Source organism: Pseudomonas sp. PDM04, assembly GCF_014851765.1.
Taxonomy (GTDB): Bacteria; Pseudomonadota; Gammaproteobacteria; order Pseudomonadales; family Pseudomonadaceae; genus Aquipseudomonas.
Genome location: NZ_JACVAI010000002.1, coordinates 816,084 through 843,053, shown reverse-complemented (window position 1 = coordinate 843,053; position 26,970 = coordinate 816,084). Strand labels below are relative to the sequence as shown.

25 protein-coding genes and 1 pseudogene are annotated in these 26,970 nt (G+C 62.2%); 7 read left to right on the top strand and 19 right to left on the bottom strand.

Annotation, left to right across the window (positions count from 1 at the left end):
- Positions 1 to 15 precede the first annotated feature (15 nt).
- From IB249_RS10770 to IB249_RS10755, 4 genes are all read right to left on the bottom strand, one after another.
- Complete coding sequence (locus tag IB249_RS10770) at positions 16 to 1,029, bottom strand: alpha/beta hydrolase (protein WP_192304363.1); 1,014 nt, start codon at positions 1,027 to 1,029, stop codon at positions 16 to 18.
- A gap of 33 nt (positions 1,030 to 1,062) precedes the next feature.
- The gene (locus IB249_RS10765; protein ID WP_192304361.1) at positions 1,063 to 1,482 is read right to left on the bottom strand and encodes an organic hydroperoxide resistance protein; all 420 of its coding nucleotides are present in this window, start codon (positions 1,480 to 1,482) and stop codon (positions 1,063 to 1,065) included.
- A 354-nt stretch (positions 1,483 to 1,836) separates the two neighbouring features.
- Positions 1,837 to 2,292 carry a MarR family winged helix-turn-helix transcriptional regulator gene (locus IB249_RS10760; protein ID WP_192304359.1) on the bottom strand — a complete coding sequence of 152 codons (456 nt, stop codon included), beginning with the start codon at positions 2,290 to 2,292 and terminating at the stop codon, positions 1,837 to 1,839.
- 68 nt (positions 2,293 to 2,360) lie between these two features.
- Positions 2,361 to 3,317: a LysR family transcriptional regulator gene (locus IB249_RS10755; RefSeq protein WP_192304357.1), complete on the bottom strand. Its 957-nt coding sequence runs from the start codon at positions 3,315 to 3,317 to the stop codon at positions 2,361 to 2,363.
- Positions 3,318 to 3,428: 111 nt separating this feature from the next.
- On the opposite strand from IB249_RS10755, the gene IB249_RS10750 reads away from it, so the two are divergent.
- Positions 3,429 to 4,178 carry a sulfite exporter TauE/SafE family protein gene (locus tag IB249_RS10750; RefSeq protein WP_192304355.1) on the top strand — a complete coding sequence of 250 codons (750 nt, stop codon included), beginning with the start codon at positions 3,429 to 3,431 and terminating at the stop codon, positions 4,176 to 4,178.
- On the opposite strand, the gene IB249_RS10745 is transcribed toward IB249_RS10750, so the two are convergent.
- Positions 4,168 to 5,022, bottom strand: a complete 855-nt coding sequence (locus IB249_RS10745) for a LysR substrate-binding domain-containing protein (protein ID WP_192304353.1) — start codon at positions 5,020 to 5,022, stop codon at positions 4,168 to 4,170. The genes IB249_RS10750 and IB249_RS10745 overlap by 11 nt on opposite strands.
- A gap of 96 nt (positions 5,023 to 5,118) precedes the next feature.
- On the opposite strand from IB249_RS10745, the gene IB249_RS10740 reads away from it, so the two are divergent.
- Together IB249_RS10740 and IB249_RS10735 are read left to right on the top strand one after the other, a co-directional pair.
- Complete coding sequence (locus tag IB249_RS10740; protein ID WP_192304351.1) at positions 5,119 to 5,334, top strand: DUF1127 domain-containing protein; 216 nt, start codon at positions 5,119 to 5,121, stop codon at positions 5,332 to 5,334.
- A gap of 64 nt (positions 5,335 to 5,398) precedes the next feature.
- Positions 5,399 to 6,628, top strand: coding sequence for a winged helix-turn-helix domain-containing protein (locus IB249_RS10735; protein WP_192304350.1), 1,230 nt, complete (start codon positions 5,399 to 5,401; stop codon positions 6,626 to 6,628).
- Positions 6,629 to 6,710: 82 nt separating this feature from the next.
- Here IB249_RS10735 and IB249_RS10730 read toward each other — a convergent pair whose 3' ends face one another.
- The gene (locus tag IB249_RS10730) at positions 6,711 to 8,057 is read right to left on the bottom strand and encodes a class II 3-deoxy-7-phosphoheptulonate synthase (RefSeq protein ID WP_192304348.1); all 1,347 of its coding nucleotides are present in this window, start codon (positions 8,055 to 8,057) and stop codon (positions 6,711 to 6,713) included.
- 149 nt (positions 8,058 to 8,206) lie between these two features.
- Between IB249_RS10730 and IB249_RS10725 the strand changes: the two genes are divergently transcribed.
- Positions 8,207 to 8,962, top strand: coding sequence for a spermidine synthase (locus IB249_RS10725; RefSeq protein WP_192304346.1), 756 nt, complete (start codon positions 8,207 to 8,209; stop codon positions 8,960 to 8,962).
- A 105-nt stretch (positions 8,963 to 9,067) separates the two neighbouring features.
- Here the strand turns inward: IB249_RS10725 and IB249_RS10720 are convergent, their stop codons facing one another.
- The gene (locus IB249_RS10720) at positions 9,068 to 9,859 is read right to left on the bottom strand and encodes a crotonase/enoyl-CoA hydratase family protein (RefSeq protein ID WP_192304344.1); all 792 of its coding nucleotides are present in this window, start codon (positions 9,857 to 9,859) and stop codon (positions 9,068 to 9,070) included.
- 380 nt (positions 9,860 to 10,239) lie between these two features.
- On the opposite strand from IB249_RS10720, the pseudogene IB249_RS10715 reads away from it, so the two are divergent.
- Positions 10,240 to 11,947: pseudogene (locus IB249_RS10715) on the top strand (DEAD/DEAH box helicase).
- Positions 11,948 to 12,084: 137 nt separating this feature from the next.
- Here IB249_RS10715 and IB249_RS10710 read toward each other — a convergent pair.
- The 7 genes from IB249_RS10710 to minC form a co-directional block, all read right to left on the bottom strand.
- Entirely contained in the window at positions 12,085 to 14,241 is a 2,157-nt protein-coding gene (locus tag IB249_RS10710) for a mechanosensitive ion channel family protein (RefSeq protein WP_192304340.1), read from the bottom strand.
- A 79-nt stretch (positions 14,242 to 14,320) separates the two neighbouring features.
- Complete coding sequence (locus IB249_RS10705) at positions 14,321 to 14,488, bottom strand: hypothetical protein (RefSeq protein WP_192304894.1); 168 nt, start codon at positions 14,486 to 14,488, stop codon at positions 14,321 to 14,323.
- 262 nt (positions 14,489 to 14,750) lie between these two features.
- The gene (locus tag IB249_RS10700; protein WP_192304338.1) at positions 14,751 to 16,040 is read right to left on the bottom strand and encodes a M18 family aminopeptidase; all 1,290 of its coding nucleotides are present in this window, start codon (positions 16,038 to 16,040) and stop codon (positions 14,751 to 14,753) included.
- A 194-nt stretch (positions 16,041 to 16,234) separates the two neighbouring features.
- Positions 16,235 to 16,870 carry an RluA family pseudouridine synthase gene (locus tag IB249_RS10695; protein WP_192304336.1) on the bottom strand — a complete coding sequence of 212 codons (636 nt, stop codon included), beginning with the start codon at positions 16,868 to 16,870 and terminating at the stop codon, positions 16,235 to 16,237.
- Between the two features lie 96 nt (positions 16,871 to 16,966).
- Positions 16,967 to 17,221: a cell division topological specificity factor MinE gene (gene minE, locus IB249_RS10690; protein WP_007944431.1), complete on the bottom strand. Its 255-nt coding sequence runs from the start codon at positions 17,219 to 17,221 to the stop codon at positions 16,967 to 16,969.
- Positions 17,221 to 18,033 carry a septum site-determining protein MinD gene (gene minD / locus IB249_RS10685; protein ID WP_192304334.1) on the bottom strand — a complete coding sequence of 271 codons (813 nt, stop codon included), beginning with the start codon at positions 18,031 to 18,033 and terminating at the stop codon, positions 17,221 to 17,223. Before minD ends, minE begins: the two co-directional genes overlap by 1 nt.
- A 203-nt stretch (positions 18,034 to 18,236) precedes the next feature.
- Positions 18,237 to 18,974 carry a septum site-determining protein MinC gene (minC, locus tag IB249_RS10680; RefSeq protein ID WP_192304332.1) on the bottom strand — a complete coding sequence of 246 codons (738 nt, stop codon included), beginning with the start codon at positions 18,972 to 18,974 and terminating at the stop codon, positions 18,237 to 18,239.
- Positions 18,975 to 19,092: 118 nt separating this feature from the next.
- Between minC and IB249_RS10675 the strand changes: the two genes are divergently transcribed.
- Both IB249_RS10675 and IB249_RS10670 read left to right on the top strand, forming a co-directional pair.
- A complete protein-coding gene (locus IB249_RS10675) occupies positions 19,093 to 20,025 on the top strand; it encodes a lipid A biosynthesis lauroyl acyltransferase (RefSeq protein ID WP_192304330.1) in 933 nt (310 codons plus the stop codon).
- Between the two features lie 101 nt (positions 20,026 to 20,126).
- Positions 20,127 to 21,299 carry a patatin-like phospholipase family protein gene (locus IB249_RS10670; protein WP_192304328.1) on the top strand — a complete coding sequence of 391 codons (1,173 nt, stop codon included), beginning with the start codon at positions 20,127 to 20,129 and terminating at the stop codon, positions 21,297 to 21,299.
- Between the two features lie 57 nt (positions 21,300 to 21,356).
- Here the strand turns inward: IB249_RS10670 and IB249_RS10665 are convergent, their stop codons facing one another.
- The 5 genes from IB249_RS10665 to alc form a co-directional block, all read right to left on the bottom strand.
- Positions 21,357 to 22,142 (bottom strand): outer membrane protein OmpK, encoded by a 786-nt coding sequence (locus tag IB249_RS10665; protein ID WP_192304326.1) that lies wholly within the window; start codon positions 22,140 to 22,142, stop codon positions 21,357 to 21,359.
- Between the two features lie 308 nt (positions 22,143 to 22,450).
- The gene (locus tag IB249_RS10660) at positions 22,451 to 23,803 is read right to left on the bottom strand and encodes a nucleobase:cation symporter-2 family protein (protein WP_192304324.1); all 1,353 of its coding nucleotides are present in this window, start codon (positions 23,801 to 23,803) and stop codon (positions 22,451 to 22,453) included.
- Positions 23,804 to 23,939: 136 nt separating this feature from the next.
- On the bottom strand, positions 23,940 to 25,241 hold the full coding sequence (locus IB249_RS10655; protein ID WP_192304322.1) for a urate hydroxylase PuuD: 1,302 nt from the start codon (positions 25,239 to 25,241) through the stop codon (positions 23,940 to 23,942).
- Between the two features lie 51 nt (positions 25,242 to 25,292).
- On the bottom strand, positions 25,293 to 25,796 hold the full coding sequence (locus tag IB249_RS10650; RefSeq protein ID WP_077044671.1) for an ureidoglycolate lyase: 504 nt from the start codon (positions 25,794 to 25,796) through the stop codon (positions 25,293 to 25,295).
- 120 nt (positions 25,797 to 25,916) lie between these two features.
- Entirely contained in the window at positions 25,917 to 26,912 is a 996-nt protein-coding gene (gene alc, locus IB249_RS10645; protein WP_192304320.1) for an allantoicase, read from the bottom strand.
- Positions 26,913 to 26,970 lie beyond the last annotated feature (58 nt).

Here is a 26,970-nt window from a genome sequence, read left to right as displayed (position 1 = left end):
CACAATGAAACCGCTTTACTTCTTCAGGTGTTGTTTCAGCTCTTCGGAAGCTTGCAACATCGCCGAACGCACTGCCGGTACCTGGCTGACCACGTTGAGCAAACCGTAGTCGTGGATCAGGCCGTTGTAGCGAACCGAAGTCACCGGCACGCCGGCTTCGTCGAGTTTGCGGGCATAGGCCTCACCTTCGTCGCGCAACACATCGGCACCGGCTGTCTGCACCAGGGCAGGTGGCAGGCCCTTGAGCTGTGCGGCAGTGGCCCGCAGCGGTGAGGCGTAGATCTCGTTACGTTGCTTGGCGTCGGTGGTGTAGTTGTCCCAGAACCACTTCATCATGTTTTTGGTGAGGAAGTGCCCCTCGGCAAACTGGTTGTAGGACGCGGTTTCGAAACTGGCGTCGGTCACCGGCCACAGCAGCACCTGGAACTTGATCGCTGGCGTGCCCTTGTCTTTGGCCATCAGGGCAACCACGGCCGCCATGTTGCCGCCGACGCTGTTGCCGGCCACGGCCAGGCGCTTGCCGTCGACGTTAATTTCCTTGCCGTGCTCGGCCACCCATCGGGTTGCAGCGTAAGCCTGGTTGATGGCGACCGGGTAATGCGCTTCCGGTGACGGGGTGTAGTTGACGAACACCGCCGCCGCACCCGAGCCCGCGACCAGGTCACGAACCAGTCGTTCGTGAGTCGGGAAATCCCCCAGCACCCAGCCGCCGCCGTGGAAGAACATGAACACGGGCAGCTCGCCTTTGACCCCGGCCGGCCGGACGATGGTCAGGCTGATCGGTTGGCCGTCGACCTGAATGGTTTTCTGGCTGACATCGGCTTTTGGCAGCGTCAGCTTCACCCCCGACTGCGCACCCACCAGTACGGCGCGGGCTTCCTGGGGCGTCATCTGTTCCATCGGTTTGCCGGTGCCGGCGTTCAACACATCGAGAAATGCCTGGGTGTTGTGTTCAACGTCGCCGGCGAATGCGCTGTGGACGGACAGAGCGAGAAGGGTACCGGTCAAGACTTTGCTGAAAGTGTTCATGTTCGTTTCCTGTTCGGGCCTGGGTGGTCGGAGTTAGACAGTCACGTGCAGACGTACATCAACGTTGCCACGGGTGGCGTTGGAGTACGGGCAGACCTGGTGAGCGGCGTCGACCAGCGATTGCGCATCGGCTTGTTCCAGGCCCGGCAGGCTGATGTGCAGGTCGATGTCCAGACCGAAACCGCCAGGGATCTGACCGATACCGACATGAGCGGTGATCGAGGCGTCGGCAGGGATGCTGCGTTTGGTCTGGCTGGCGACGAATTTCAGGGCGCCGATGAAGCAGGCCGAGTAACCCGCTGCGAACAGTTGCTCAGGGTTGGTGGCCGCACCACCAGCACCGCCGAGTTCTTTTGGAGTGGCGAGTTTGACGTCGAGGATGTTGTCGCTGGAAACCGCACGACCGTCACGGCCGCCAGTGGAGGTTGCGATTGCGGTGTAGAGAGTTTGCATGATGTGAGCCTCGTTCGGATTTTGAATTCGTTGCGCTAAATGTTTGCGCGTTAAGTAAGTGCGAGGTGAATGTAGCGCGCAAATAGTTAGCGCGCAAGATAAATTTTCAAAAAAGTTGGAAAACGGGCAGCGATGAGGCTTTGTGATTTGTTTTAAGCCGCGAGATAGAGCTGTTCAAGCGGGTTTTTGGAAGGTGGGAAATTTTGCAGGGAAGTAGGGCGGGTTGAATGCTTGGGGGCTACAAGGAGCCTGTGGGAGCGAGCCTGCTTGCGAAAGGGTGTGGCGATCACCGTCAAGGCGGACTATCACCCGGCCATCGCGAGCAGGCTCGCTCCCACATGAGGGGCCTGTGGGTCAGAGACTGTCCTGCAAATGGCTGCGCAGAAATTGCAGTTCCCTTTGCAGGCTCTGCAGTCGTTCGAGTGTCATGCCGCTGGCGCCGAGGATGCATTGGGGAATGTTGCGTGCCTTGTCCCGAAGGGCGCGTCCCTGTTCGGTCAGTTCGACAATCACCACGCGCTCATCTTCGCGGCTGCGGGTGCGGCTGAGCAGGCCTTCGGCTTCCAGGCGCTTGAGCAGCGGCGTCAGCGAGCCGGGGTCAGTCAGCAATCGCGTGCTGATTTCGCCGACGGTCAGACCGTCCTGTTCCCACAACACCATCATGGCCAGGTACTGCGGATAGGTCAGGTCCAGTGCCTTGAGCAGCGGCTTGTAGACCTTGGTCATCAGCAGCGAGGTGGAATGCAGGGCGAAGCAGGCCTGGTTGTCCAGCAGCAAGTCGTCGCAGGAGGTGTCGCGTTCGGTGGTCATGTCGAGGCCTTGGTCGGTGGTCTTATGAATCTAGCGGGCAAATGTTTAATGCGCCAGATAATTCCGACCTAATGTCGGTCGAGGTTGCGCTGCAATGCCAGATCCCAGGGCGGAACAGGGCTGAAGCGACTCTTCAGATATTCCAGCAACAGTCGGCTGCGTGTATTGGATTGCTGTTCCAGGCGCAACGCATAAATCCCGGTGGTTTCTGCCGCAGGCAAGCCGTTTTCGCAAAACAGTGGCCGCAACTCTCCGCGCAACAGGTATTCACTGGCCAGCCAGGTGGGCAGGTGGGCGATGCCCAGCCCGGCCAGTGCGCCGCACACCAGCGCCTCGGCATTGTTGGCGCTCATGCGGATGCGCGTCGGGCGGTACAAATGCAGTTGCCCGTCCCGCTCGAATCGCCAGGCGAACGGCGGAGCCAGGCCGTCCCAGTCGAGTCCGTCATGCTCGACCAACTGCGCCGGGTCGCTCGGCACGCCCCGGCGCTTGAGGTAGTCAGGGCTGGCGCAGGCAATGCGCACCATGCTCGCCAATGGCGTGGCAACCAGCCGGGTGTCGGCCAGTTGTCCGGCTCGCAGCACCAGATCGACCTTGCCCAGGTTCAGCCCCTGCATGTCGACAAAGCTGTCGATCAGGTGCAGTTGCACGTCGAGGCCGGGGTAGAGCATCAGGAAGTCCGCAATCACCGGTGCCAGGTGGCGACGGCCAAATGCGGCGGGGGCATCGATGCGGATCAGGCCCTCAGGCGCGCTGCTCAGGGACACGGCCTCGGCGCGGGCCAGTTGCAGTTCGGCGACGATGCGCCGCGCCCGTTCGGCAAATGCCAGGCCGGCCGGCGTCGCCCGTACGGCGTGGGTGCTGCGAATGAACAGCTGGCTGCCGACGGCGAGCTCCAGGTTGTCGATGCGCCGCGCCACGGCTGAAGGGGTCAACGGATGGCGGCGGGACGCGGCGGAAAAACTGCCGGTTTCCAGGACATCGAGAAACAGGCCCAGTTGCCCGGTCAGCTGATTGGGGTTCATGAGTGGATCTGCGCTTATGCGAAGTTGGCACAGCCATTGTGCGTTGCTGTGCGTTTCCGCGCCAGCGCGGACTGCGTAGGATGACAGGCTTGAAACAACGGGAAACGGATCGTGATCGAGTTTTTGCTGTATGTCGTGTTTGGTGCAGCCATGGGCACCCTGGGTGGCTTGTTCGGCATAGGCGGCGGGTTGATCGCCATTCCGTTGCTGGGGGTGTGGTGCGGCCTGGATCAACAGATGGCCCAGGGCACCGCTCTGGTCATGGTCGTCCCGAATGTTTTGCTGGCGCTGTGGCGTTATCACCAGCGCAATCGCATCGAGTTGCGTCACGCGCTGCCCCTGGCCTCCATGGGCTTCTGTTTTGCCTGGATCGGTTCGATCTGGGCAGTGGGGCTGGATGCGCAGACCATGCGCCTCGGGTTCGTCGCGTTCCTGGTCGCGCTGTCGGCCTACAACCTGATGCGCATGTTCCACGCCAGCGCACCGGCCCAATCACAGATGAATCACGCCTGGCCATGGCTGGGTGTGCTCGGCGCGGCTTCGGGCACCATGGGGGGGCTGTTCGGTGTCGGCGGGGCGGTGGTGGCGACGCCGGTATTGACCAGCCTGTTCGGCACCACGCAAGTGGTGGCCCAAGGCTTGTCGCTGGCCCTGGCACTGCCGAGCACCGGGGTCACGCTGGTGACGTATGCGGTGCACCATGAAGTGGACTGGATGATCGGCGTGCCATTGGCCATTGGTGGCCTGCTGAGCATCAGCTGGGGCGTGAAGGTCGCCCACGCCTTGCCGGAGCGGCTGCTGCGCGGTTTGTTCTGTGGTTTCCTGGTGCTGTGCGCAGTGTTGCTCGCCCTTAAAGCTTGAAGCCTTCGACGATGTGTTCGGCCAGGCACTCGGTGATCGGCGATGGATTGTGCAGGTTGCGCAGGAGCATGATGCTCGCTTCCGGCAATTCGGGCAGGTCTTCGGCCTCACCGAGAATGCGCAGGTCGGGCGTGATCAGGCTTTCCAGTTGCGCGGTGACGGCCAGGCCGGCGCTGACCACTGCCATGATCGCCGACAGGCTGGAGCTGTTGTAGGCCACCCGATAATCGCGTCCCATGGCGTCCAAGGCATTGCAGGCCCACAGGCGGCAGAAACAATCGCTGTTGAACATCGCCAGCGGCAACGGCGTCTGCTCGTGCACGCTGAAACACTGCGCCTCGGCCCAGACGAAACGCTCCTTGCGCAACAACTGGCCGATCTCGTTGCCCGGTTCGCGAGTGACGATGGACAGGTCGAGGTCCTGGCGCAGCAGCAATTGTTTTGATGATTCGCAATGCACTTCGATCTGGATCAACGGGTATGACTGGGCAAAGCGCCGCAGAATCCCCGGCAGAAAACGCATCACGTAATCGTCCGGCGTGCCGATGCGCACCGTGCCGACCATGTGTGGCTCGCGCAACGTATTGAACACCTCGCTGTGCAGCTTGAGGATACGCCGGGCATACCCCAGCAGCACCTGGCCTTCGGCGGTCAGCCGCACCTGGCGGCCATCGCGCTGGAACAGTTGACGCTGTAGCACATCCTCTTCCAGCCGCTTCATCTGCATGCTCACAGCGGACTGTGTGCGGTTGACAAGTTCCCCGGCGCGGGTGAAACCGCCCTGATCGGCGATGGCGACAAAGGTGCGCAGCACTTCCGTGTCGATACTCGGGTAGGCGGACATTCATCAATCTCCGAGATGTGTTGCATAAGAAACATTCGTTGGATTGATCTTAGCCCTGGCGCGACACTTGAGCCATCCCAAACGGAGGGCAACAAGATGAAAGGTCAAAAAGGTTACGCAGACGTTGAAAAACACTCCATCCATGTGGTGTCGGACCTGCTGCACAAGATCAGCCGCTGGTACGAATTGCACCGTGAGCGCGAGTTGCTGGCAAGCATGAGCGATGAGGCGCTGAAGGACATCGGCATCAGTCGCGCGGATGTCGAGCATGAAGCCATCCGCCCGTTCTGGGATGACCCGATGCACAAATGAGCCACCCACAACTACACAAACCCTCTCCCGGTGAGGTAGGTTGCGAGCAGACAAGGAGATGCCCATGCCCGCAACGCTGTCCTTTTCCATCAAACAGGCTCGCCGCCTGGCGTTGGCCGCCCAGGGATTCAACGGGCGCCAGTCGCCGGCGGTGATCAAGGCAGTTCAGCTCAATCGCCTGATCGAACGCCTGGGTCTCCTGCAGATCGATTCGGTCAATGCGCTGGTGCGTTCGCACTACCTCCCGTTGTTTTCCCGTCTTGGCCAGTATTCATCCGATGTGCTCGACCAGGCAGCCTGGAGTTCGGGCCGGCGTCGCACGCTGTTCGAGTACTGGGGGCACGAAGCTTCGCTGCTGCCACTGTCGATGTACCCGCTGATGCGCTGGCGCATGGCGCGCGCGCGCCGCGGCGAAGACATCTATCAGCAACTGGCGCGTTTCGGGCGTGAGCAGCAGGCCACCATTCGCCGGGTCCTGGCCTCGGTCGAAGAACTCGGCGCGCTGGGGGCCGGCAGCCTGTCGACGCGCCAGGAACGGGCGGGACCGTGGTGGGACTGGAGTGCGGAAAAGCATGCACTGGAATGGTTGTTCGCGGCCGGCGAGGTGACCGTGGCCGGGCGACGCGGTTTCGAGCGACTCTACGATTTGCCGGAACGGGTGATTCCCACGGCGATTCTGCAACAACCGTTGCTGACCGAAGACGAGGCGCAACGCGGTCTGTTACTGCATGCCGCCCATGCCTTGGGGGTGGCGACGGAGAAGGATTTGCGCGACTACTTCCGCCTGAACCCGGGCGACGCGCGTCCGCGCCTGGCGGAGTTGGTGGAGGCGGGCGAGTTGCAAGCTTGCGAGGTTCAGGGGTGGCGCCAGGCGGCTTATTGCCTGCCCGAGCCGAAGGTGCCACGCAAGGTCGATGCCAGTGCCTTGCTGTCACCGTTTGATTCGTTGGTCTGGGAGCGTAGCCGCACCGAGCGGTTGTTTGATTTCCGTTATCGACTGGAGATCTACACACCGCAGGATAAGCGGGTCTATGGCTATTACGTGCTGCCGTTCCTGCACAACGAGCGGATCGCCGCACGGGTGGATCTGCGCGCGGAGCGGGCCAACGGGCAATTGGCGGTGCACGCGGTGCATGAAGAAGAGCCGGGGCTGGATGAGCAGGGGATGCTGGCGCTGGCGGTCAATTTGCGGCAGATGGCCGATTGGCTGGGGCTGGCGCGGGTGCAACTCAATTGCCGGCGGGCGAGTGCGGACAGGTTGCGCGTGGCATTTATCAGCATGGGTGGCGCCTGAATGGGCGGTAATCGCGAGCAGGCCCGCTCCCACGTGACCGCACGGGTGGGAGCGAGCCTGCTCGCGAAGGGCGTCACGCGATTTACCGCCGAACCTGTTTCAACGTCTCGGCAATCAAAAACGCCAGTTCCAGCGACTGGTCGGCATTCATCCGCGGGTCGCAGTGGGTGTGGTAGCGATCCGACAACCCGTCCTCGGTGATCGGCCGCGCACCGCCGATGCACTCGGTGACGTTCTGCCCGGTCATCTCGATGTGAATACCGCCGGCATAGCTGCCTTCCGCCTGATGCACCTGAAAGAACTGCTTCACCTCGCCGAGGATTTGCGCGAAGTCGCGGGTCTTGTAGCCACTGCTGGCCTTGATGGTGTTGCCGTGCATCGGATCGCTGCTCCAGAGCACCTGCTTGCCTTCACGCTGCACCGCTCGGATCAGCGCCGGCAGATGATCGCCGACCTTGTTCGCGCCCATTCGGGCGATCAGGTTCAGGCGTCCCGGGTCGTTGTCCGGGTTGAGCACGTCGATCAGGCGGATCAGGTCATCGGGGTCCATGCTCGGGCCGACCTTGACCCCGATCGGGTTGTTCACCCCGCGCAGGAATTCGACGTGGGCACCGTCGAGTTGGCGGGTGCGGTCACCGATCCACAGCATGTGCGCCGAGCAATCGTAATAATCGTTGGTCAGGCTGTCGCGGCGCACGAAGGCTTCTTCATAGTTCAGCAGCAGCGCCTCGTGGGCGGTGAAGAAGCTGGTCTCGCGCAGTTGCGGCGAGCTGTCCATGCCGCAGGCACGCATGAAGGCCAGGGTTTCATCGATGCGGTCGGCAAGGTGGCTGTACTTCTCGGCCAGTGCGGAGTTGGCAATGAAGTCCAGGTTCCACTTGTGCACCTGGTGCAGGTCGGCAAAGCCACCCTGGGCAAAGGCGCGCAGCAGGTTCAGGGTCGCGGTGGACTGGTGATAGGACTGCAGCAGGCGCTCCGGGTCCGGCACGCGGCTTTTCTCGTCGAAGCCGATCCCGTTGACGATGTCGCCACGGTAGGCCGGCAGGGTCACACCGTCGATGGTTTCGTCGTTGGCCGAGCGCGGCTTGGCGAACTGGCCGGCCATGCGCCCGACCTTGACCACCGGGCAGCCGGCGGCGAAGGTCATGACGATCGCCATTTGCAACAGCACCTTGAAGGTGTCGCGGATTTTTGCGGCGGAGAACTCGGCGAAGCTTTCGGCGCAGTCGCCGCCCTGCAACAGAAACGCGCGGCCCTGGGTGACTTCGGCGAACTGACGGCGCAATTCCCGGGCTTCCCCGGCAAACACCAGCGGCGGGTAGCTGGCCAGGGTTTGCTCGACCTGGCGCAAATGCGCTGCGTCGGGGTAGAGGGGTTGTTGCTGGATCGGCAGGGCGCGCCAGCTGTCAGGGCTCCAGGGTTGGCTCATCACGGTCTCGGTTGTTTTACGCTCGGGCGCTCATGTTATCAGCAAATTAGTGCGTGACCTGTTCCCGTCGCTTCGCGGACAATTGCGCCTTTGCCGCGTCATCGTGCGGTTTATCGTGTTGCCGCAGCGGGTGACGATCAGGAGACGAAATGACTGAGGAGCGCGTCGAGCATCTGCTCGCCGAGGTACGGGACGAGTTTGGCGTGATTCGCGTGCTGGAAGTGGCCGATTACCGCTTCCTCGAGTTTGGTGATGCCATCGAGCAGAGTTGCGTGTTCACTGCCGACCCGAGCTGGCTCGAATACGATTACACCCGGGCGATGCTGATCGGCGCGCTGTGCCATGAACAGCCGGAGAGTGCACTGTTTCTCGGTCTGGGGGCTGGCACCCTGACCCAGGCCTGCCTGAAGTTCCTGCCACTGGAAGATGTCGAAGCCATCGAGCTGCGCCCGGACGTGCCGCGCCTGGCCATCGAGTACCTTGGGCTGGATGATGACCCGCGTCTTTACATCCGGGTCGGCGATGCCCTGGAGTTGCTGGAAACTGCCGAGCCGGCCGACCTGATTTTCGTCGACCTGTATACCGACGTCGGGCCGGGTGTCGGGCATCTGGCCTGGCGTTTCCTGGAAAACTGCCAGAAGCGCCTGACCCCGGGAGGCTGGCTGGTGATCAACCAGTGGGCCACCGATGATGGCAAGCCTTTGGGCGCGGCGTTGTTGCGCGGGCTTTATCACCGGCATTACTGGGAATTGCCGGTGAAGGAGGGCAATGTGATTCTGATCGTGCCTTCGGAGCTGGACCAGGAACTGGACATGGACGGCCTGGTCGCCCGGGCCGAAGCGCTGGCGCCGCGTCTGGGGTATTCGTTGCAGCCATTGATCAAGGCGATTCGCCCGGCGACCTGAGTCATTGTCCGTGAGGGCCTGTCGCGAGCGGGCTCGCTCCCACAAGTCCAGCACAATCGTGTGGGAGCGAGCCTGCTCGCGACAGGCTCCACAGACAACCGAGAACTAAAGCCCCTTGAACACACCGGGCCGTCTTTCGACCATCGACCGCACCCCCTCCCTGGCGTCCTCGCTCGCCAACAGCTTCTTCGCCAGCGCGGGCAATCCCTGCGCCGCGACCGTCTCACCTTCGTAACGCGCCTGGCGCGCCGACATCAGTGTCGCCTGCACCCCCAGGGGCGCCTGGCGGGCGATCCGCTGCGCCAACTCTATGGCGCGTGGCAACAGGTCCTCGCTGGCCATGACCTCCTGAACCAGGCCCAGGTGCAGCGCGTCGTGGGCATCGAACTCGTCGCCGGTCAGCAGCCAGCGCATGGCATTGCCCCAGCCGGCCACCTGGTGCAGGCGCAGCGTCGCGCCACCGAACGGGAAGATCCCGCGTTGCACTTCTTTCTGGGCGAAGCGGGTGTTGCTCGCGCAAAGGTTGATGTCAGCGGCCAGCATCAGCTCGATGCCGATGGTCAGGCAGTAACCTTGCGCGGCGACGATCACCGGTTTGCTGACCCTGGGTCCGGCGAACACCCCCCACGGATCGCAGCCTCCGGGTGGTGCTTGCCAGCCTTTGGCCAACTCCGCGCTGGCGCTGAGCAGGTCGAGCCCGGCGGTGAAATGCTCGCCATGGCCAAACACCACCACGACCCGCGCCTCGCTGTCGGCCTCGAATTCGCCATAGGCCAGGCTCAGTTCGTTCAGCAGATCGAGGTCGAATGCGTTGCGCTTGGCCACCCGATCGAGGCCGATCAACAGCACATGACCTTGTCGCTCCCGGGTGACGCGACTGCGGGCGGGCTGATTCATGGCGCTTTCCTCGCTGGGGGGATCTCGGGACACGGGACGGCATTGTCGAAGTGAAACGTTTTAGCATCAGCGCCAGCAGGGCCGGGCCTTTGAAAAGTAGACGCTTGCCCGATTATCCGCAAAGGTCGGCGGCGCAACGGTATATCCGTCAGTTTTCCGACAAATAAAGCTCCCATTCCGAGCGAATTCCGGTATAGTGCGCGCCGGCCTTTAACCGGGCCGCGTTTAGGTAGCGCAATTCGAAGTCACCTTCAGCTGCACGTCCGCACACCGGACTCTTCCTTGACGAATCTTTTCATTCATTCGTTTTCGCAAATCCCCGCCGACAAAGCTGCCAGGGCGACTCTTGAGTCTCAACACGGCATGCGCAGCTTTGGAGCATGGGTCTTTGCGGATGCACTTAGAGGCAGACCCATGACCCAGGAAATCGGCGGCTTCGCCGCTCTTGAACTTCATCCCAATATTGTCGCTGCAGTAGTCGCTACCGGCTATGAAGAGCCTTCGGCCATTCAGCAGCAGTCGATCCCGATCATCCTCGCCGGTCACGATATGATTGGCCAGGCGCAAACCGGTACCGGTAAAACCGCCGCCTTTGCCCTGCCTATCCTGCACCGCATCGATCCGTCCAAGCGCGAGCCGCAAGCTCTGATCCTGGCCCCAACCCGTGAGTTGGCGCTACAAGTTGCAACCGCTTTCGAAACCTACGCCAAGCAAATGCCGGGCGTCACTGTTGTGGCTGTCTACGGCGGCGCGCCGATGGGCCCACAACTGAAAGCAATCCGTAATGGCGCACAGATCGTTGTCGCCACACCGGGCCGTCTGTGCGACCACCTGCGTCGCGACGAAAAAGTGCTGCAGACCGTGAACCACCTGGTTCTCGACGAAGCAGACGAAATGCTCAAACTGGGCTTCATGGACGACCTGGAAGTCATCTTCAAGGCCATGCCGGAAACCCGTCAGACCGTATTGTTCTCGGCCACCCTGCCGCAGTCGATCCGTGCCATCGCCGAGCGTCACCTGCGCGATCCAAAGCACGTGAAGATCCAGAGCAAGACCCAGACCGTTACCGCGATCGAACAGGCTCACCTGTTGGTTCACGCTGACCAGAAGACGTCTGCCGTTCTCAGCTTGCTGGAAGTGGAAGATTTCGACGCGCTGATCATGTTCGTGCGGACCAAGCAAGCGACCCTGGACCTGGCCAGCGCCCTGGAAGCCAAAGGCTACAAAGCCGCTGCGCTGAACGGTGACATTGCCCAGAACCAGCGTGAGCGTGTGATCGACTCCCTCAAGGATGGCCGTCTGGACATCGTTGTGGCGACCGACGTTGCGGCTCGTGGCCTGGACGTTCCGCGCATCACTCACGTGTTCAACGTTGACATGCCGTACGACCCGGAATCCTACGTTCACCGTATCGGCCGTACCGGCCGTGCCGGTCGCGAAGGCCGTGCGCTGCTGCTGGTCACTCCGCGTGAGCGTCGCATGCTGCAAGTGATCGAGCGTGTAACCGGTCAGAAGGTTGCGGAAGTTCGCCTGCCGGACGCTCAAGCCGTTCTGGATGCGCGCATCAAGAAACTGACCAACAGCCTGTCGCCGCTGGTGGCTGAAGCCGAATCGACCCACGGTGATCTGCTCGATCGCCTGACCGCCGACATCGGTTGCAGCCCACGTGCCCTGGCCGCAGCCCTGCTGCGCAAGGCTACCAACGGTCAAGCGCTGAACCTGGCCGCTATCGAGAAAGAACGTCCGCTGGTGCCGAACAGCGCTCCGCGTGGCGATCGTCCGGAGCGTTCCGGCGATCGTCCGGAGCGTAGTGACCGCGAGCGTCGTGCTCCGATGCCGCTGGGTGAAGGCCGTGCTCGCTGCCGTACCGCGCTGGGTGCGCGTGATGGCATCGCTGCCAAGAACCTGCTGGGCGCCATCCTCAACGAAGGTGGTCTGGCCCGTGAAGCCATCGGTCGCATCCAGGTGCGTGACAGCTTCAGCCTCGTCGAGCTGCCGGAAGATGGTCTGGAGAAGTTGCTGACCAAACTGAAGGACACTCGTGTGGCTGGCAAGCAGTTGAAGCTGCGTCGCTATCGCGAAGATTGATCGGCCTGTTGGCTGATTGATCGAAAAAAATCCCCGACTGGTTCGGGGATTTTTTTTGCCTGGGTTTTGGGGTGGCTGCCAATCCTGTGGGAGCAGCCTGCTCGCGATGAGTCCGACTGCGCCGCAGTGTGTCAGGTTTACTCCGTGGCCTGGCCGCCTCCGGCGGTGACCACCTGCACGGTCATGCGCGGCATCGCCAGGTCGAGCCCGGCTTCGTCCAGATGCCGCTTCAGCGACAGGTTGAAGGCCCGGGAAACCTCCCACTGCTTGATGGGCGCGGTCTTGAAGCGGGCCCGCAGGATCGCGTTGCCGGACTCGAAACTCTCGACCCCCTGAATCTCCAGGGGCGACCAGATGTTGCGCCGCTGCAGCGGATCGGTGCGCATCTTCTGGCCGACGTCGCGCATCAGTTTGATTGCGTTGTCGATGTCCATGTTGGCGGGGATCGCCACGCGGAAGATCGCGTAGCCGAACTCCCGCGAGTAGTTCTTGATGCTCTTGATTTCGCTGAACGGAATCGTGTGGACGATGCCGTCGATGTCCCGCAGGCGTACGGTGCGGATGGTCAGGCCTTCGACGGTGCCGAGATGACCACCGACATCCACGTAGTCGTCGATGGCCAGGGAGTCTTCGATGATGATGAACAGTCCGGTGATCAGGTCGGCCACCAGCGACTGCGCACCGAAGCCGATGGCCAGGCCGATCACGCCGGCGCCTGCCAGCAGCGGCGTGACGTTCATGCCCATGTTCGCCAGGGCGACAATCAGCGCCACGATGAAAATCGCCACGAACAGCACGTTACGAATCAGCGGCATCATCGTCTGCGCGCGCGCATTGGCCAGGCCTTTGCGCGAACGGGTGAGCGCGTGGTGCACCGCCGTGTCGCTGAGAATCCAGATCAGCCAGGCAAACAGCAGCGTGCCACCGAGGCCGAACAGTTTGGCGCTGACTTCATGGCCGTCGCCTTCGGTAAACGCAATCAGCGACATGCCCCAGACTCGCAGGCCGAGTTCGATGAACGCCAGCCACACCAGCAGATGGGCAAGGGTGTAGAAGAAGCTTTTCAGGCGTTCGGAATACAGCGCATGGCGCTTGAGTCCGCGTTGCGGTTTCTGTGCGTGGCGGCGCACCAGCCCGTTGATGACCATGCACAACACCAGCAGCACGGTGCAGATCAGTGACTGGCGCAGCGCCGTGCTGGTATCGCCGGCCGAGAGGAAAGTGGCGAATAGCGAGATCGCCACCAGCACCAGGGCCGGTACGTACCAGAAAGTCCCGAGGATATCGATGGTGTCACTGAGTGCGCGCCGGGTCAGGCGTCGGGACAGAGGCTGGTTGCGGATCAGGTGGGCGATGGGGCGGCGAAAACGCAGGATGAACAATCCGGTGGACAGCGCGGCCATTACGTTGGCGAACGTGGCGGCGGTGTGCGCCAGATGGCTGCCGAGACTGCTGACCAGTTGCGGATCGTTCAGGGCTTCGCCGAACGCGGCGAAGCTGCCGATCAGCCACAGCGGGCGAAAAGCCTGGTGCCGCAGGATGTACAGGGCGCGGTGGCGATGGGGGCCGTCCAGCAGGGAGAAGGCAATGACGCAGATCGCCGAGAAGCAGGTGCCGACCACCAGTGCGTAGGCCAGGACCATGGCCAGGCTTTTACCCAGTGAAGAGGGCAGGGCGTAACTCATGTACACGGTGATCACCAGGGCAATCAGCCAGGGCCCGAGTTTGCGCAAGGCAAAGCGCAGCATGTCGAGGGCCCTGGGATGTTGCGGCAGTTCCTCGGTCAGGCCGAAGCGCATCCGCACCCGATGGCTGAGCCAGATCAGCGCCGCGGCCAGCAGGCTCCAGAGCGCCAGGACGACAGCGAAGCCGAAGATGATCGGCAGCCATTCATTGGCCGGCAGGATCAGGGCCTCCAGTTCGTCCTGGGCCAGGGAGAACTCCCGGGTCCAGCGAGTGACCGGACTGTCGGTACCGGAGAACTGTTGTTCGAAACGATTCAGCGTGCCGCCGATCAGGCTGAGTACGCCTTCTTCGGCGGCGGGCTGGGCTTTTTTGGTGGCGTCGCGCAGTTTCTTCAGGTCGGCCAGCAGCTTGCTGCGCTGCTGATCGTTTTCCAGCGATTTGATGACTTCGTCCAGGGATTGGCCAAGCGGTTCCTGCGCCTCGGGCTGGGGGCTGGACGAGCTGCCGAGCAGGCTGGGCAGGCCGACGGCCTGGGCAGGCTGGATCGGCAGCAACGCCAGGAGGCAGATGAAGAATAGGCAGGGCAGGGCAGATAAACGAGCGAACACTAGGCGGTCAACCTTGAAAGAAGCAGATTGACCGAGTGTACGAGCCCGCCAAAGTCAATGCGAGTCGGGGGCGAGGATTTTATTCGTTGAGTTTGGCCAGGATCTTGAAGACCACGGTGGCGAGGATGGTCAGCATCCCGATCCACATCGCCAGTACGCCGGCATTCTTGTCGCGGAAGTTGAAGCCAATCGCCAGCAGGATCATCCCGGCGAGAATCGGGATCAGCATGGCGTGGAATGAAGACATCGAGATCATGTGCGACGGCCTTGTCGAAAGGGGTATCTGAAGTTTAGGTGGCTTTTGCGTGGCAGGAAGTGATGTGTATCAGAAATGAATCGGTGAGCAGATAAAATTTGTGTTGTCCTGTCTGCCGCCTTGGCGTGCCGCCTTGGCGTGCCACCCTTGCGTGCCGCCTTGGCCTGCCGCCCTTGCGTGCCGCCTTGGCGGGCGAGCCCGCTCCCACAGGCTTTTGGGGTGTTCACTGTGGGAGTGGGCATGCTGTTCAGGGTTACGGCAATTCCCGGCTGGCGTAGAACGCGCTCAGTACCTTGACCAGGTGCGCCAGGTCGTGGCTGCCGCACAGTTCGCGGATCGAGTGCATGGCGAACGTCGGCAGGCCGATGTCCACGGTGCGCACACCCAGGTGGCTGGCGGTGATCGGGCCGATGGTCGAGCCGCAGCCCATGTCGCTGCGGACCACGAAGCTTTGCACCGGCACTTCTTCGGCCATGCACAGGTGGCGGAAGAAACCGGCGGTTTCGCTGTTGGTGGCGTAGCGCTGGTTGCTGTTGACCTTGATCACTGGGCCGGCGTTGAGTTTCGGGCCGTGGTTGGCGTCGTGCTTGTCGGCGTAGTTGGGGTGGACGCCGTGGGCGTTGTCGGCCGAAACCAGCAGCGACTTCTGAATGGTGCGTACGAACTCGTCACCATCGGGCAGCAGCCGGCGCAGGGTCTGCTCGAGCATCGGGCCGTCAGCGCCGCAGGCGGAGCACGAGCCGACCTCCTCGTGGTCGTTGCACACCAGCACACAGGTTTCATCGGTGTCGGCCGTCAGCAGGGCCTGCAGGCCGGCGTAGCACGACAGCAGGTTGTCCAGGCGCGCGCCGGCGATGAAGTCGCCATGCAGGCCGATGACCGCAGCGCTTTGGGTGTCGTAGAAGCTCAGCTCGTAGTCGAGTACCACGTCGGCGTTCAGGCCGTGTTCCAGTGCCAGCTGGTTGGTGAGGACGGCACGGAAGTCCACGCGCTCGTCACCGGCAAATTGCGCAAGGACCGGCGGTAGCTCGGTCTGGGCGTTGATGGCCCAGCCCATGTTGGCTTCACGGTTGAGGTGAATGGCCAGGTTCGGAATGATCGCGATCGGCGCCTTGAAGTCGATCAGTTGGCTTTCGACCTTGCCATCGCGGCGGAAGGTCACGCGGCCGGCCAGGGACAGGTCGCGGTCGAACCAGGGCGCGAGCAGCGCGCCGCCGTAGACTTCGACGCCCAGTTGCCAGAACCCCTGGCGTTGCAGTTCCGGTTGGGGCTTGACCCGCAGGCAGGGGCTGTCGGTATGGGCACCGACCATGCGAATGCCGCCGTGCAGCGCCGAATGACGGCCCATCTTGATGGCGACGATCGAAGAGTCATTGCGGGTGACGTAGTAGCGGCCGTTGGCTTCGGTGTTCCAGGGCTCGCGTTCATCGAGGCGTTGATAGCCCGCCGCTTCCAAACGTTGAACAAGGCTGGCAGTGGCATGGAACGGGGTGGGGGAGGCCTTGAGGAAATCGATCAGGCCTTGGTTCAACTCTTCGCGCATAAATAGCTCCAGACAGCAATGGCGCCAGTTTAACGTATTGGCCTGAGGCTTTGGGCGCGACGTTCGCCCAAAGCCTCAGGCTCCGGTTGAGATCCGATTTTTCAGGCAAGCCGCAATGTCCGAGTGTTCGTTCGAGGCTGTGTTCGTCGCCGCTGCCATCCACTCAAGCGAACAATGGCCCATCGAGGTTGTGCCTAAAACGGTGCCGGACACTCGAAACGCAGGCGCTCGCCGGTCTGTGGATGGGTGAAGCTGAGCATGCTCGCATGCAGGCACAGCCGTGGCCAGGCTGCCAGCGCCTGCGCATGGGCGTACAGACCGTCGCCCAGCAGCGGGTGGCCGATGGAGAGCATGTGCACGCGCAATTGGTGGGAGCGGCCGGTGATGGGCGTCAGCTCCACCCGGCACCAGTCACCGCAGCGTTCGAGTACGCGCCAGAACGTCAGGGCGTTTTTGCCGAACTCGTGGTCCACCACGTGGCGCGGCTTGGTCGGTGGGTCGTAGCGCAAGGGCAGGTCGATGCTGCCGCTGTCCAGTGCCGGCTGGCCCCAGCAGAGCGCAGTGTAGGCTTTCTCGGTTTCGCGATCGTGAAACTGGCGTGACAGTTCGCGATGGGTGTCAGGGTCACGGGCGAGCAGAATGATGCCGGAGGTTTCCCAATCCAGGCGATGGACGATACGGGCTTCGGGGTAGCCGTTTTCCTGCAGGCGGGTGATCAGGCAGTCCTTGTTGTCATCAGCCCGGCCGGGTACGGAAAGCAACAGGGTCGGTTTGTCCACCACCAATACGGCGGCGTCCTGATGGATGATGCGGATGTTGGACAGCGGCATTGAAACAGTCTCGTAACAAACGCCAACGGCGGCTCAGGCCTTTCACCCCGTGCAGGGGCGAAAAACCTGAGCCGCCGTGGCTCCAGCCGGATCGACTCAGCGATCTGGCAGGGTGATATTGAGTTCCAGAATCGAGCAGCTACCCTGGTTTTCCAGGGCGACGTGCACGTCATCGGACCCGATATTGACGTACTTGCGGATCACCTCGACCAATTCCTTCTGCAAGGCGGGCAGGTAGTCCGGTGTACTGCGTTGGCCGCGTTCGTGCGCCACGATGATCTGTAGACGCTCTTTCGCTACCGAGGCGGTACTGGGCTTCTTGTTAGCACGAAAGAAGTCAAAAATATTCATTACCGGCCTCCAAACAGACGCTCAAAGAATCCTTTCTTCGTCACATCGAGAAACCGATGCTCCACGGTTTTGCCCAGCAGGCGTTCGACCGCATCGCTGTACGCCTGACCGGCGTCGCTCTGATCGTCGAGGATCACCGGAACGCCGGAGTTGGATGCCTTGAGCACCGCCTGGGACTCGGGAATCACGCCCAGCAGGGTCACGGCAAGGATTTCCTTGACGTCTTCGACACCCAGCATCTCGCCGTCATGGACGCGTTGCGGGTTGTAGCGGGTCAGCAGCAGGTGCTCCTTGATCGGGTCTTCGCCTTTTTCAGCGCGACGCGATTTGCTGGCCAGCAGGCCGAGCATGCGGTCCGAGTCACGTACGGAGGAGACTTCCGGGTTGGTCACGACAATCGCTTCATCGGCGAAGTACATGGCCAGGTGCGCACCTTTCTCGATGCCGGCCGGGGAGTCGCAGACCACGAAGTCAAATTGTTCCTTGAGCTCCATCAGGACTTTTTCCACGCCTTCGAGGGTCAGCGCGTCTTTGTCGCGGGTCTGACTGGCGGCCAGTACGTAGAGGTTTTCCAGGCGCTTGTCTTTGATCAGGGCTTGTTGCAGGTTGGCTTCGCCGTTGACCACGTTGACGAAGTCATACACCACGCGACGCTCGCAACCCATGATCAGGTCGAGGTTACGCAAACCCACGTCGAAGTCGACGATCACTGTCTTGTGCCCGCGCAGAGCGAGGCCGGTACCGATAGCAGCACTGGTGGTGGTCTTACCCACACCACCCTTGCCGGATGTAACCACTAGAATCTTGGCCAAGGTGTTTCACCCCTAAGGAAAAAGGACTTCTGGTCCCTGAAAAACATCTCTTGAAAAAAACGACTACAGTCGGACAGCCTTGGCTGGAATCCGGTCCTGAACCGCGCCTACCTCTGGTAAACACCGCTTTTGACCATTTTCCTACTTCGTTTGAGCCGTTTTCGCTACGTTTTAGAGATGCTTGGAAAATGCGGCAGTATCCGTTAAAGCCGAATGATGTTCAACACGTCGCCCGACAGGCTGACCTGAACGCCGGCACCCCATAACGGGTCGCGGCGCAAGTCTTCTGACACCTTGTAGTGGCCGGCGATAGACACCAGTTCAGCGGTCATCTGCTGACAGAAAATCCTGGCTTTCGTATCGCCCTTGACGCCGGCCAGTACGCGTCCACGCATCGCGCCGTATACATGGATGTTGCCATCGGCGAGAAGTTCCGCCCCCGGGCTGACCGAGGAGATCACCACCAGGTCGCTGCCCTGGGCGTACACCTGTTGGCCGCCGCGTACGGGCGAAGTGATGATCCGGGTCGGCTTGATCGTCGGTTCCGGCGGTTTTTCCGGTTTCTTCGCGACGGCAACTTCCAGCGGCTCCAGCGCACGCTCACGGGCACCGGAGGGTGGCAGCACCGGCAAGTCGACCGCGATCGCCGCGGCAATGTCCTCGATGCGGCTGGCACGGATGGCCAGGGTGCGCAGGCCGTGCTGGCGGCAGATGCGCATCAGGCCTGGCAGGTCGACGGTCCCTTCGCTGGCCGGGAGCTTGTCCAGCGCCAGGACCAGCGGCGCGTTGCTGAAGAAACCAGGCGCCTGGGCGACTTTGGCGGCCAGTTGCCGATCGAGGCTGTCGAGGTCGTTGCGGGCCAGCTCCAGCACGGTGATGGCGAGCATGCTGCCCTTCAACTGGAACACGGGATCCTGGTCTTGCGATTCGGTTTGGCTCATGGTCGGCATACAACGGCTTGTCACTAAAAGTGCCCAGACTTATAACGAGAACGCTCGCCAGCCGCAAGCCGGGTCGAACGATGTAGAATGCGCGGCCACTGTCTTTGCGGAACATTCAATGGATCGCCCGAGTTTCAATAAAACATTTCTGATGCCGCGTTTCTGGCCGTTGTGGTGTGGGCTGGGGCTGTTGTGGCTGATCGTTCAATTGCCGTACCCGGCGTTGCTGTTCATCGGTCGCGCCCTCGGGGCCCTGATGTACCGTCTGGCGGGCGACCGGCGCAGCATCGCCCGGCGCAATCTCGAGCTGTGTTTCCCGGAAAAGTCCGCCGCCGAGCGTAAGCGCCTGCTCAAGGAAAACTTCGCGTCCACGGGCATCGCCTTCTTTGAAATGGCCATGAGCTGGTGGTGGTCGCGCGAACGCCTGGCGAAACTGGCCCATGTCGAAGGCCTGGAGCACCTGCAGAAAGCCCAGCGCGAAGGCAAGGGCGTGATCCTCATGGCCGTGCATTTCACCACGCTGGAAATCGGCGCGGCGCTGTTGGGGCAACAGCACACCATCGACGGCATGTACCGCGAGCACAAGAACCCGCTGTTCGACTACATCCAGCGCAACGGTCGCGAACGCCACAACCTCGACTCGCTGGCCGTGGAGCGCGAGGACGTGCGCGGCATGCTCAAGCTGCTGCGTGCCGGTCGGGCGATCTGGTACGCACCGGATCAGGATTACGGCGCCAAGCAAAGCATCTTCGTGCCGCTGTTCGGCATTCAGGCGGCAACCGTTACCGCCACCAGCAAGTTTGCGCGGCTGGGCAAGGCGCTGGTGGTGCCGTTCACCCAGGAGCGCCTGGCAGACGGCAGCGGCTATCGGCTGGTGATCCATGCGCCGCTCGAAGGGTTTCCCGGTGAAACCGAGGAAGAAGACTGCCTGCGAATCAACCAGTGGATCGAGGGTGTGTTGCGCGAGTGCCCGGAGCAATACCTCTGGGCCCATCGTCGCTTCAAGAGCCGCCCGCCGGGCGAGCCCCGGTTGTATGCCAAACGCGGTTGAATCACCGATAGCCTGCAGGGGCGAGCAGGCCCGCTCCCACAGGTGCAGTATCAGACAGGGTGGGAGCGATGATATCCGACCCGGCACCATGGAGCGTTGCGATGAATCCTGCTGAACCGGTTACAGGATTGATTCTTTCCGGCGGTGGGTCTCGGGCGGCCTATCAGGTCGGGGTGTTGGCAGCGATAGCCGAACTCCTGCCGTTGGGCGCGGACAATCCGTTTCCGGTGATCGTCGGCACGTCGGCCGGGGCGATCAATGCGGTCAGCCTGGCCAGCGGCGCGACTGATTTTCGCAGCGCCATCGAGCGCCTGACCGCTTTCTGGCAGGGCTTTCGCAGCCATCTGGTGCTGCGCAGCGATTGGCCCGGGGTGATCCGCCAGGCCAGTCGCTTCGTCGGCCACAGCCTGCTCGGCCTGGGCAGCCAGGTCCCGGTGGCGTTGCTCGACAGCTCACCGCTGCGGGATCTGCTCAACGACAAGCTGCACATGAGCGGCATCGCCGACGCCATCGCGCAACAGCAGTTGAAGGCCGTGGCGGTCACCGCGTTCGGCTACGAGTCCGGCCAGGCCGTGACCTTTTACCAGGGTGGCGGCACCATCGATGCCTGGTTGCGCCATCGGCGGATTGGCGTGCCTGCGCAATTGTCGGTGGAACACCTGCTCGCCAGTTCGGCGATCCCTTTGCTGTTTGCCCCGGTGAAAATCGACGAAGAGTATTTCGGCGATGGCGCGGTGCGCCAGTCGGCACCGATCAGCCCGGCCCTGCACCTGGGGGCCAGTCGCGTGCTGGTGGTGGGGGTGAGCGGCAACCCGCGTGGCGTCGACCCCGAACAGCCGCTGCAACGCGCCTACACCGGGCAGCAGCCGACGCTGGCGCAAATCGGCGGGCACATGCTCAACAGCACCTTCATTGACAGCCTGGAAAGCGATATCGAGCTGTTGCAGCGTTTGAATCAGTTCAGCCACCTCATGCCCGATGGCACGCCGGTGCGTACGCTGGGCGTGGCGCCGGTGGAGGTGCTGGTGATTTCGCCAAGCCAGCCGATCGACGAGATTGCCGCGCGGCATCGCCAGGAAATGCCGGCGGCACTGCGCCTGTTCCTGCGCGGCCCGGGGGCGACCCGGACGAGTGGGGCGGGGGTGTTGAGTTACCTGCTGTTCGAGGCGGGGTATTGCAGCGAGTTGATTGACCTGGGGCGGCGCGATGCGCTGGCCAAACGCGAGGAGTTGAGTCGGTTTCTGGGGTTGCCTGAGTTGGTGGTCACGGCCTGATAGCGGTGGAGTGGCCTTCGCGGGCAAGCGAGGGGCTTGCCCGCGAAGCCGTTCAAATCAGAAGTGAACCTTGACCAGGAAGCTGGTGGTGCTCTGATCGGTCTTGAAGCCCGAGCTGTCTTCGATCCCGTACTTGTTCTTCCAGTAGTCGTACTCGACACCCACGTACAACTGCTTCTCGCCCAGGTTCAGCGCCTTGCCCAGGTCGTATTTGATCTGCGGCACGATGTGCAGGTTGGCGTGGTATTCGCCTCGGCGGTTGACGTCGTTGTCGACCACCCAGTCGATGAAGCCGTCGATCAGGATGTTCGAGTCGCCGACCGGGATGGTGTAGGCCCAGGCCGGGGTGATCTGCCAGATATCGTCACCCGGGCGGCTGCCTTCGGTGTTGCGGTTGTAGAAGTTGAGCTGGAAGTAATCGAAGCCCGGGATGTCCAGGTCGAAGCCCGGACCGATCAGGTAGGCCTCGGTGTCGTTTTCGCCGAACTCGTAGGTCATGGCCAGCAGCACATCCTTGACCGGGCCGAACGCCAGCTTCTGATCGAAGATCTTGCCGAACGACAGGCGCGGGCTGAACTCGCCGTAGTGGGTGTTCTTGCCCGCGAAATCATCCTCCTTGCCGTTGTAGAAGATCTTGTCGATGAAGAAGAAGTTGTCCCCATATTTCCAGGCGTCGGCGTGCTCGAACGTCACGGTCTGCTGGATACGCGGGTTGACCTGGAAGTCCTTGCCATACAGGTAGGTCAGGCTGTTGTTTTGCCATTGAAACAAGTCGCCAGCCACCGCCTGGCCCCCGGCCAGCATGGATCCCGCCAGCATCAGGCTAGTGCACGTACGTTTCATTCGGTTGCTCCCAAAAAAGTAGGTGTTTCACGTTGTTGTTCACGTTGGCGCTCTGGTGCGGCGCCTTTTTTTCGTCGAGGTAAAAACTCATCGATCCGGTCAGCTTCTGTGCGGCTGGTATTCGGGAGGGCGCGGAGAATACTGGCTCCTCGACCAGGCCTCAAGTGCCTTGCGGTCGCAGACTGACAACGGGTTTTTCGTGCCTGGATCATCGGTTGCTTCCTGTCGTTGTGTTTTTGCAGGGCGCAGGCATCCTCCTCCGGCAGGGGCGAACCTCTGCCACAGGTGAGGTCGCCAGGACCGTTCAGTCAGTGGGCGTGGCAGTCGTTGACACGGGCCCGTTCGCGACCGCCGAGGATGTTGAACAGCAGGTTCAGCACCAGGGCGCTGATCGTGGCCATCGCGATGCCGCTGTGAGTGATCGGGTTCATCCACAGCGGCAGATGGGCGAAAAACTCCGGACGCACCACCGGGATCAGGCCCATGCCGATGCTGACGGCGACCAGCAACTGATTGCGGCGGTCGGCGATATCGGCCTCCTGGAGAATCCTGATCCCCGTGGCGGCGACCATGCCGAACATCGCGATCGCCGCGCCGCCCAGCACTGCCGGCGGAATCGAGGCCACCAGGAAGGCGGCCTTGGGCAGCAGGCTGAGGATGATCAGCAGGCCACCGGCGACGATGGTCACCGACCGGCAACGCACGCCGGTCATCTGCACCAGGCCAATGTTCTGGGCGAACGAGGAGTGGGTGAAGGTGTTGAAGAAACCGGCGAAGAACGAGGCGCCGGCATCGCACAGCAAACCGCGCCGCAACATGCGCGGGCAGACTTCCTGGCCGGTGATCTTGCCCAGCGCCAGGAACATCCCGGTGGACTCGACGAAGATGATCACCACCACCAGGCACATCGAGAGAATGGGCGCGAGTTCGAACGTGGGCAGGCCGAAATGCAGTGGAGTGACGACCTGCAACCAGGGCGCCTGGTCCATCCCGCCAAGGTCGACCAGGCCGATGAGCCCACAAACGACGTAGCCCAGGCACATGCCGATCAGCACGGAAATATTGACCCAGAAACCGCGCATGAAGCGATGAACCAGCAGGATGGTCGCCAGCACCAGCCCGGCGATGGCGAGGTAGATCGGGGAACCGAATTGCACCGCGCCTGCACCGCCACCGGCCCAGTTGACCGCGACAGGGAACAGCGACAAGCCGATCGAAGTGATCACCGTGCCGGTCACCAGCGGCGGGAAGAAACGTACGACTTTCGACATGAACGGCGCGATGAGGAGGCCGAAGAAACCGGCGGCGATGGTGGCGCCGAAGATCCCTTGCAGGCCGATACCGGGCATGCCCGCCATGGCGACCATGCTGCCGACCGCGGCAAAACTGGCGCCCATCATCACCGGCATGCGAATGCCCATGGGGCCGATACCGAGGGATTGCACGACAGTGGCGATGCCGGCCACCAGCAGGTCGGCATTGATCAGGAAGGCGATTTCCTCACGGCTCAGGCCAGCGGCCTGTCCGATGATCAGCGGCACCGCAATGGCGCCGCCGTACATCAGCAAGACATGTTGCAGACCCACGAGGATGAGTTGCAAAAGGGGCAAGCGCTGAATGGCGGGTGCGTCGGGGATGCGTGCTTTGGAGAGCTCGGACATGCAACACCTCGGATCTTTTTTATTCTTGTGATTGTGTGCAGCAAGGGCGGCCGCGCGCGGCCAATCGCGAGCAGGCTCGCTCCCACAGGTGATGCGTCGTCTGTGTAGGAGCGAGCCTGCTCGCGATGGTTTTTATCTAGTTGGTCTGTGCACCCTGCACAATCCAGGCACCGATCAGCTCACGCTCCTGCTGGGTCATCTGGGTGATGTTGCCCAGCGGCATGATCTGGCTGGCGACGGCCTGGGCCTGGATCCGTGCCGCGTTCTGGCGGATCTGTTCGGGGGTGTCGAACATCACGCCGGCCGGGGCCGCACTGAACAGCGGGCTGGTCGGCTTGGCAGAGTGACAGACGGTGCAACGTTCCTGGATCACACTGTGCACCTTGTCGAAACCGGGACCCGCGTTGGACGCTTGCGCCGGGGCGGCGGGCGCTTCTGCGGGCTTGGCTTCGGCCGGCTTCAAGCCGCCGCCCAACGCCGTTTCCGGCAGCGGCTGGTACTCGATGGCCGCCGGCGCCTTGGCCACTTCCGGCGCGCTGGACATCGGCTTCGGACCGGAAACGTAGGCCAGGCAGATCATGCCCACCGCTGCCACGGGCAGGGTCCAGGCGAATTTGTGACTGTCGTGACGGGTGTTGAAGTAGTGACGCACCAACACCGCCAGTACCGCGATCCCGGCCAGGATCAGCCAGTTGTACTGGCTGCCGTAGGTGCTCGGAAAGTGGTTGCTGATCATGATGAACAGCACGGGCAGGGTGAAGTAGTTGTTGTGACGCGAGCGCAGCAGGCCCTTGGCCGGCAGCGCCGGGTCCGGCGTGCGGTTCTCGGCAATGGCCGCCACCAGTGCGCGTTGCGCCGGCATGATGATGCGGAACACGTTGCCGACCATGATGGTGCCGATGATCGCGCCAACGTGCAGGTACGCGCCGCGCCCGCTGAACACTTTGCTGAAACCGTAGGCGGCGCCGATGATCAGCACGAACAGGATGAAGCCGAGCAGGGCGGGACGTTTGCCCAGGGCCGAATCGCAGAGGAAGGAGTAGATGAACCAGCCGACGAACAGCGAGCCGATACCGATGGCCACGCCTTCGGGGCCGCTCAGGGTACTGCCCGGTGCCAGCAGGTACAGCGTCGGGTTGGAGTAGAACACCACGCACAGCAGCGCGATCCCCGACATCCAGGTGAAGTAGGCTTCCCATTTGAACCAGTGCAGGTTGTCCGGCATGGTTGGCGGGGCCAGTTTGTATTTTTCCAGGTGGTAGATGCCGCCGCCGTGGATCGCCCACAAATCGCCGGCCAGCCCGCTCTTGGGGTTGACCCGGTTGAGGTTGTTTTCCAGCCAGACGAAATAGAACGACGCGCCGATCCAGGCCACACCGGTAATCATATGAACCCAGCGAATGCTCAGGTTCAGCCATTCCAACAGATGTGCTTCCACAGTCTTTACCTCTCGCCTGTCACCCTTGTTGTCGGGTGATCAGACCTTCTCTTATTGGTGGGGGGCGAGGATCAAACGCTCATCCTCTTTGAAGAAATGCTCATCGCAGTTATTGCCTGTGCCACTGCGATCAACCACCAGGAAGTCATCCCGCTTTTCGATCGTCAGCACCGGGTGGTGCCAGACGCCGCGATGGTAATTGATGCCCTGCCTGCCGTTGGTGACGAAGGCGCGGACCAAGCCTGATACAGGTACATCGCCAAGTGGCGCGACCACGATCAGAAAGGGGTTGCCGAGCAGCGGAATGAACGCCTGGCTGCCCAGCGGATGACGCTCCAGCATGCTGACGGTCAGCGGCATGTCCTGCGCGTCGGCGCGGAAGATGCTGATGATCGCGTTGTCCTCTGGCGTGGCGGTTTGCACCGTCGCCAGTTTGTGGAAGCGCATGGTCGAACCGTTGTTGATCATGAAGTGATCGCTGCCGTCGGTTTCGATCACGTCACCGAAAGGGGCGAAGGCTTCTTTGGTCAGCGGTTCAATCGTCAATGTGCGCATGCTGTTCTTCTTTTCCGAATTCTGTGTTGTTGGTTCTGACGCCTTCGCGAGCAAGCCCGCTCCCACAGGGGAATGCATTTCAATTGTGGGAGCGGGCTTGCTCGCGAATGGCCTCACCTCTTACTTGGCGACCTTGCCGAGAACGCGCAGGCGGCTCACGCCACCATCCGGGAACACGTTCAGGCGGATATGGGTGATCGGGCCCAGCGCCTTGATCTGCTCGGCGAAGGTATGTTCGGCGTGCATTTCCAGCTTCTGGCTCGGCAGCAGTTCGCGCCAGAACAGCGATTGGGTTTCGATCTGGCTGTCGGTGCCACCCTTGACGAAGGCGCCCTGGATCGAGCAGCTGTCCGGGTAGTTACCCTTGAAGTGCAGCGTGTCGACGATGACTTTCTCGACTTCACCGGCATGGCCCAGGGCGACGATCACCCAGTCATTGCCCGGCGTGCGACGACGCGCGGTTTCCCAGCCGTCGCCCATGTTGATGCCACGGCCCGGGTTGAGGATGTTGCTCATGCGGCCAAAGTGTTCGTCGGAGCAGGCGAGGGCGCGGCCACCGTTCAGGGCCGCCGCCAGGTCGACCTGTTCGTTGTCACCCACCGCCGACCAGTCGCGGAACGGCACCCCGTACACGCGCAGGCGAGCGACGCCGCCATCCGGGTAGATGTTGAAGCGCAAGTGGCTGAAGGCCTGCTCGTTGTTGATCTCGTGGTAGTGATGGCTGTTGCCTTGCAGCTCGACGGCCGACAGCACTTCGGTCCACTGGGTGTTCTCGTCCGGCTCGCCCTCGGCCAGGAAGCAGGCTTCCAGGGACGCCGAGGGCGGGTAGTTGCCGGTGAAGAATGAAGTGTCGATGTCCACGCCTTTGATCGAGCCCGGTACACCCAGGCGGATCACCGCACTGTCGTAGCCTTCGAAGCGCTTGCGGCGCGACTCCCAGCCGTCCATCCACTTGCCGTTGTCATCGAACACGCCCTCCTTCCACACGGCCGGGGTCGGCTGGAACAGCCGGTTGGCGTCGGCGAACCAGTCATCGGTGACCGAGATGATCCGGGTGCCCAGGCGGGCGTCGGCCAGGTTGACGAACTTCTCGAAAGGTACGGCGTAAGCTTTCATTCTTCTAGTCTGCCTTTAATAAGTTGGCTTGGGATGCTCTCAAGGCCCTGGGCGCTTT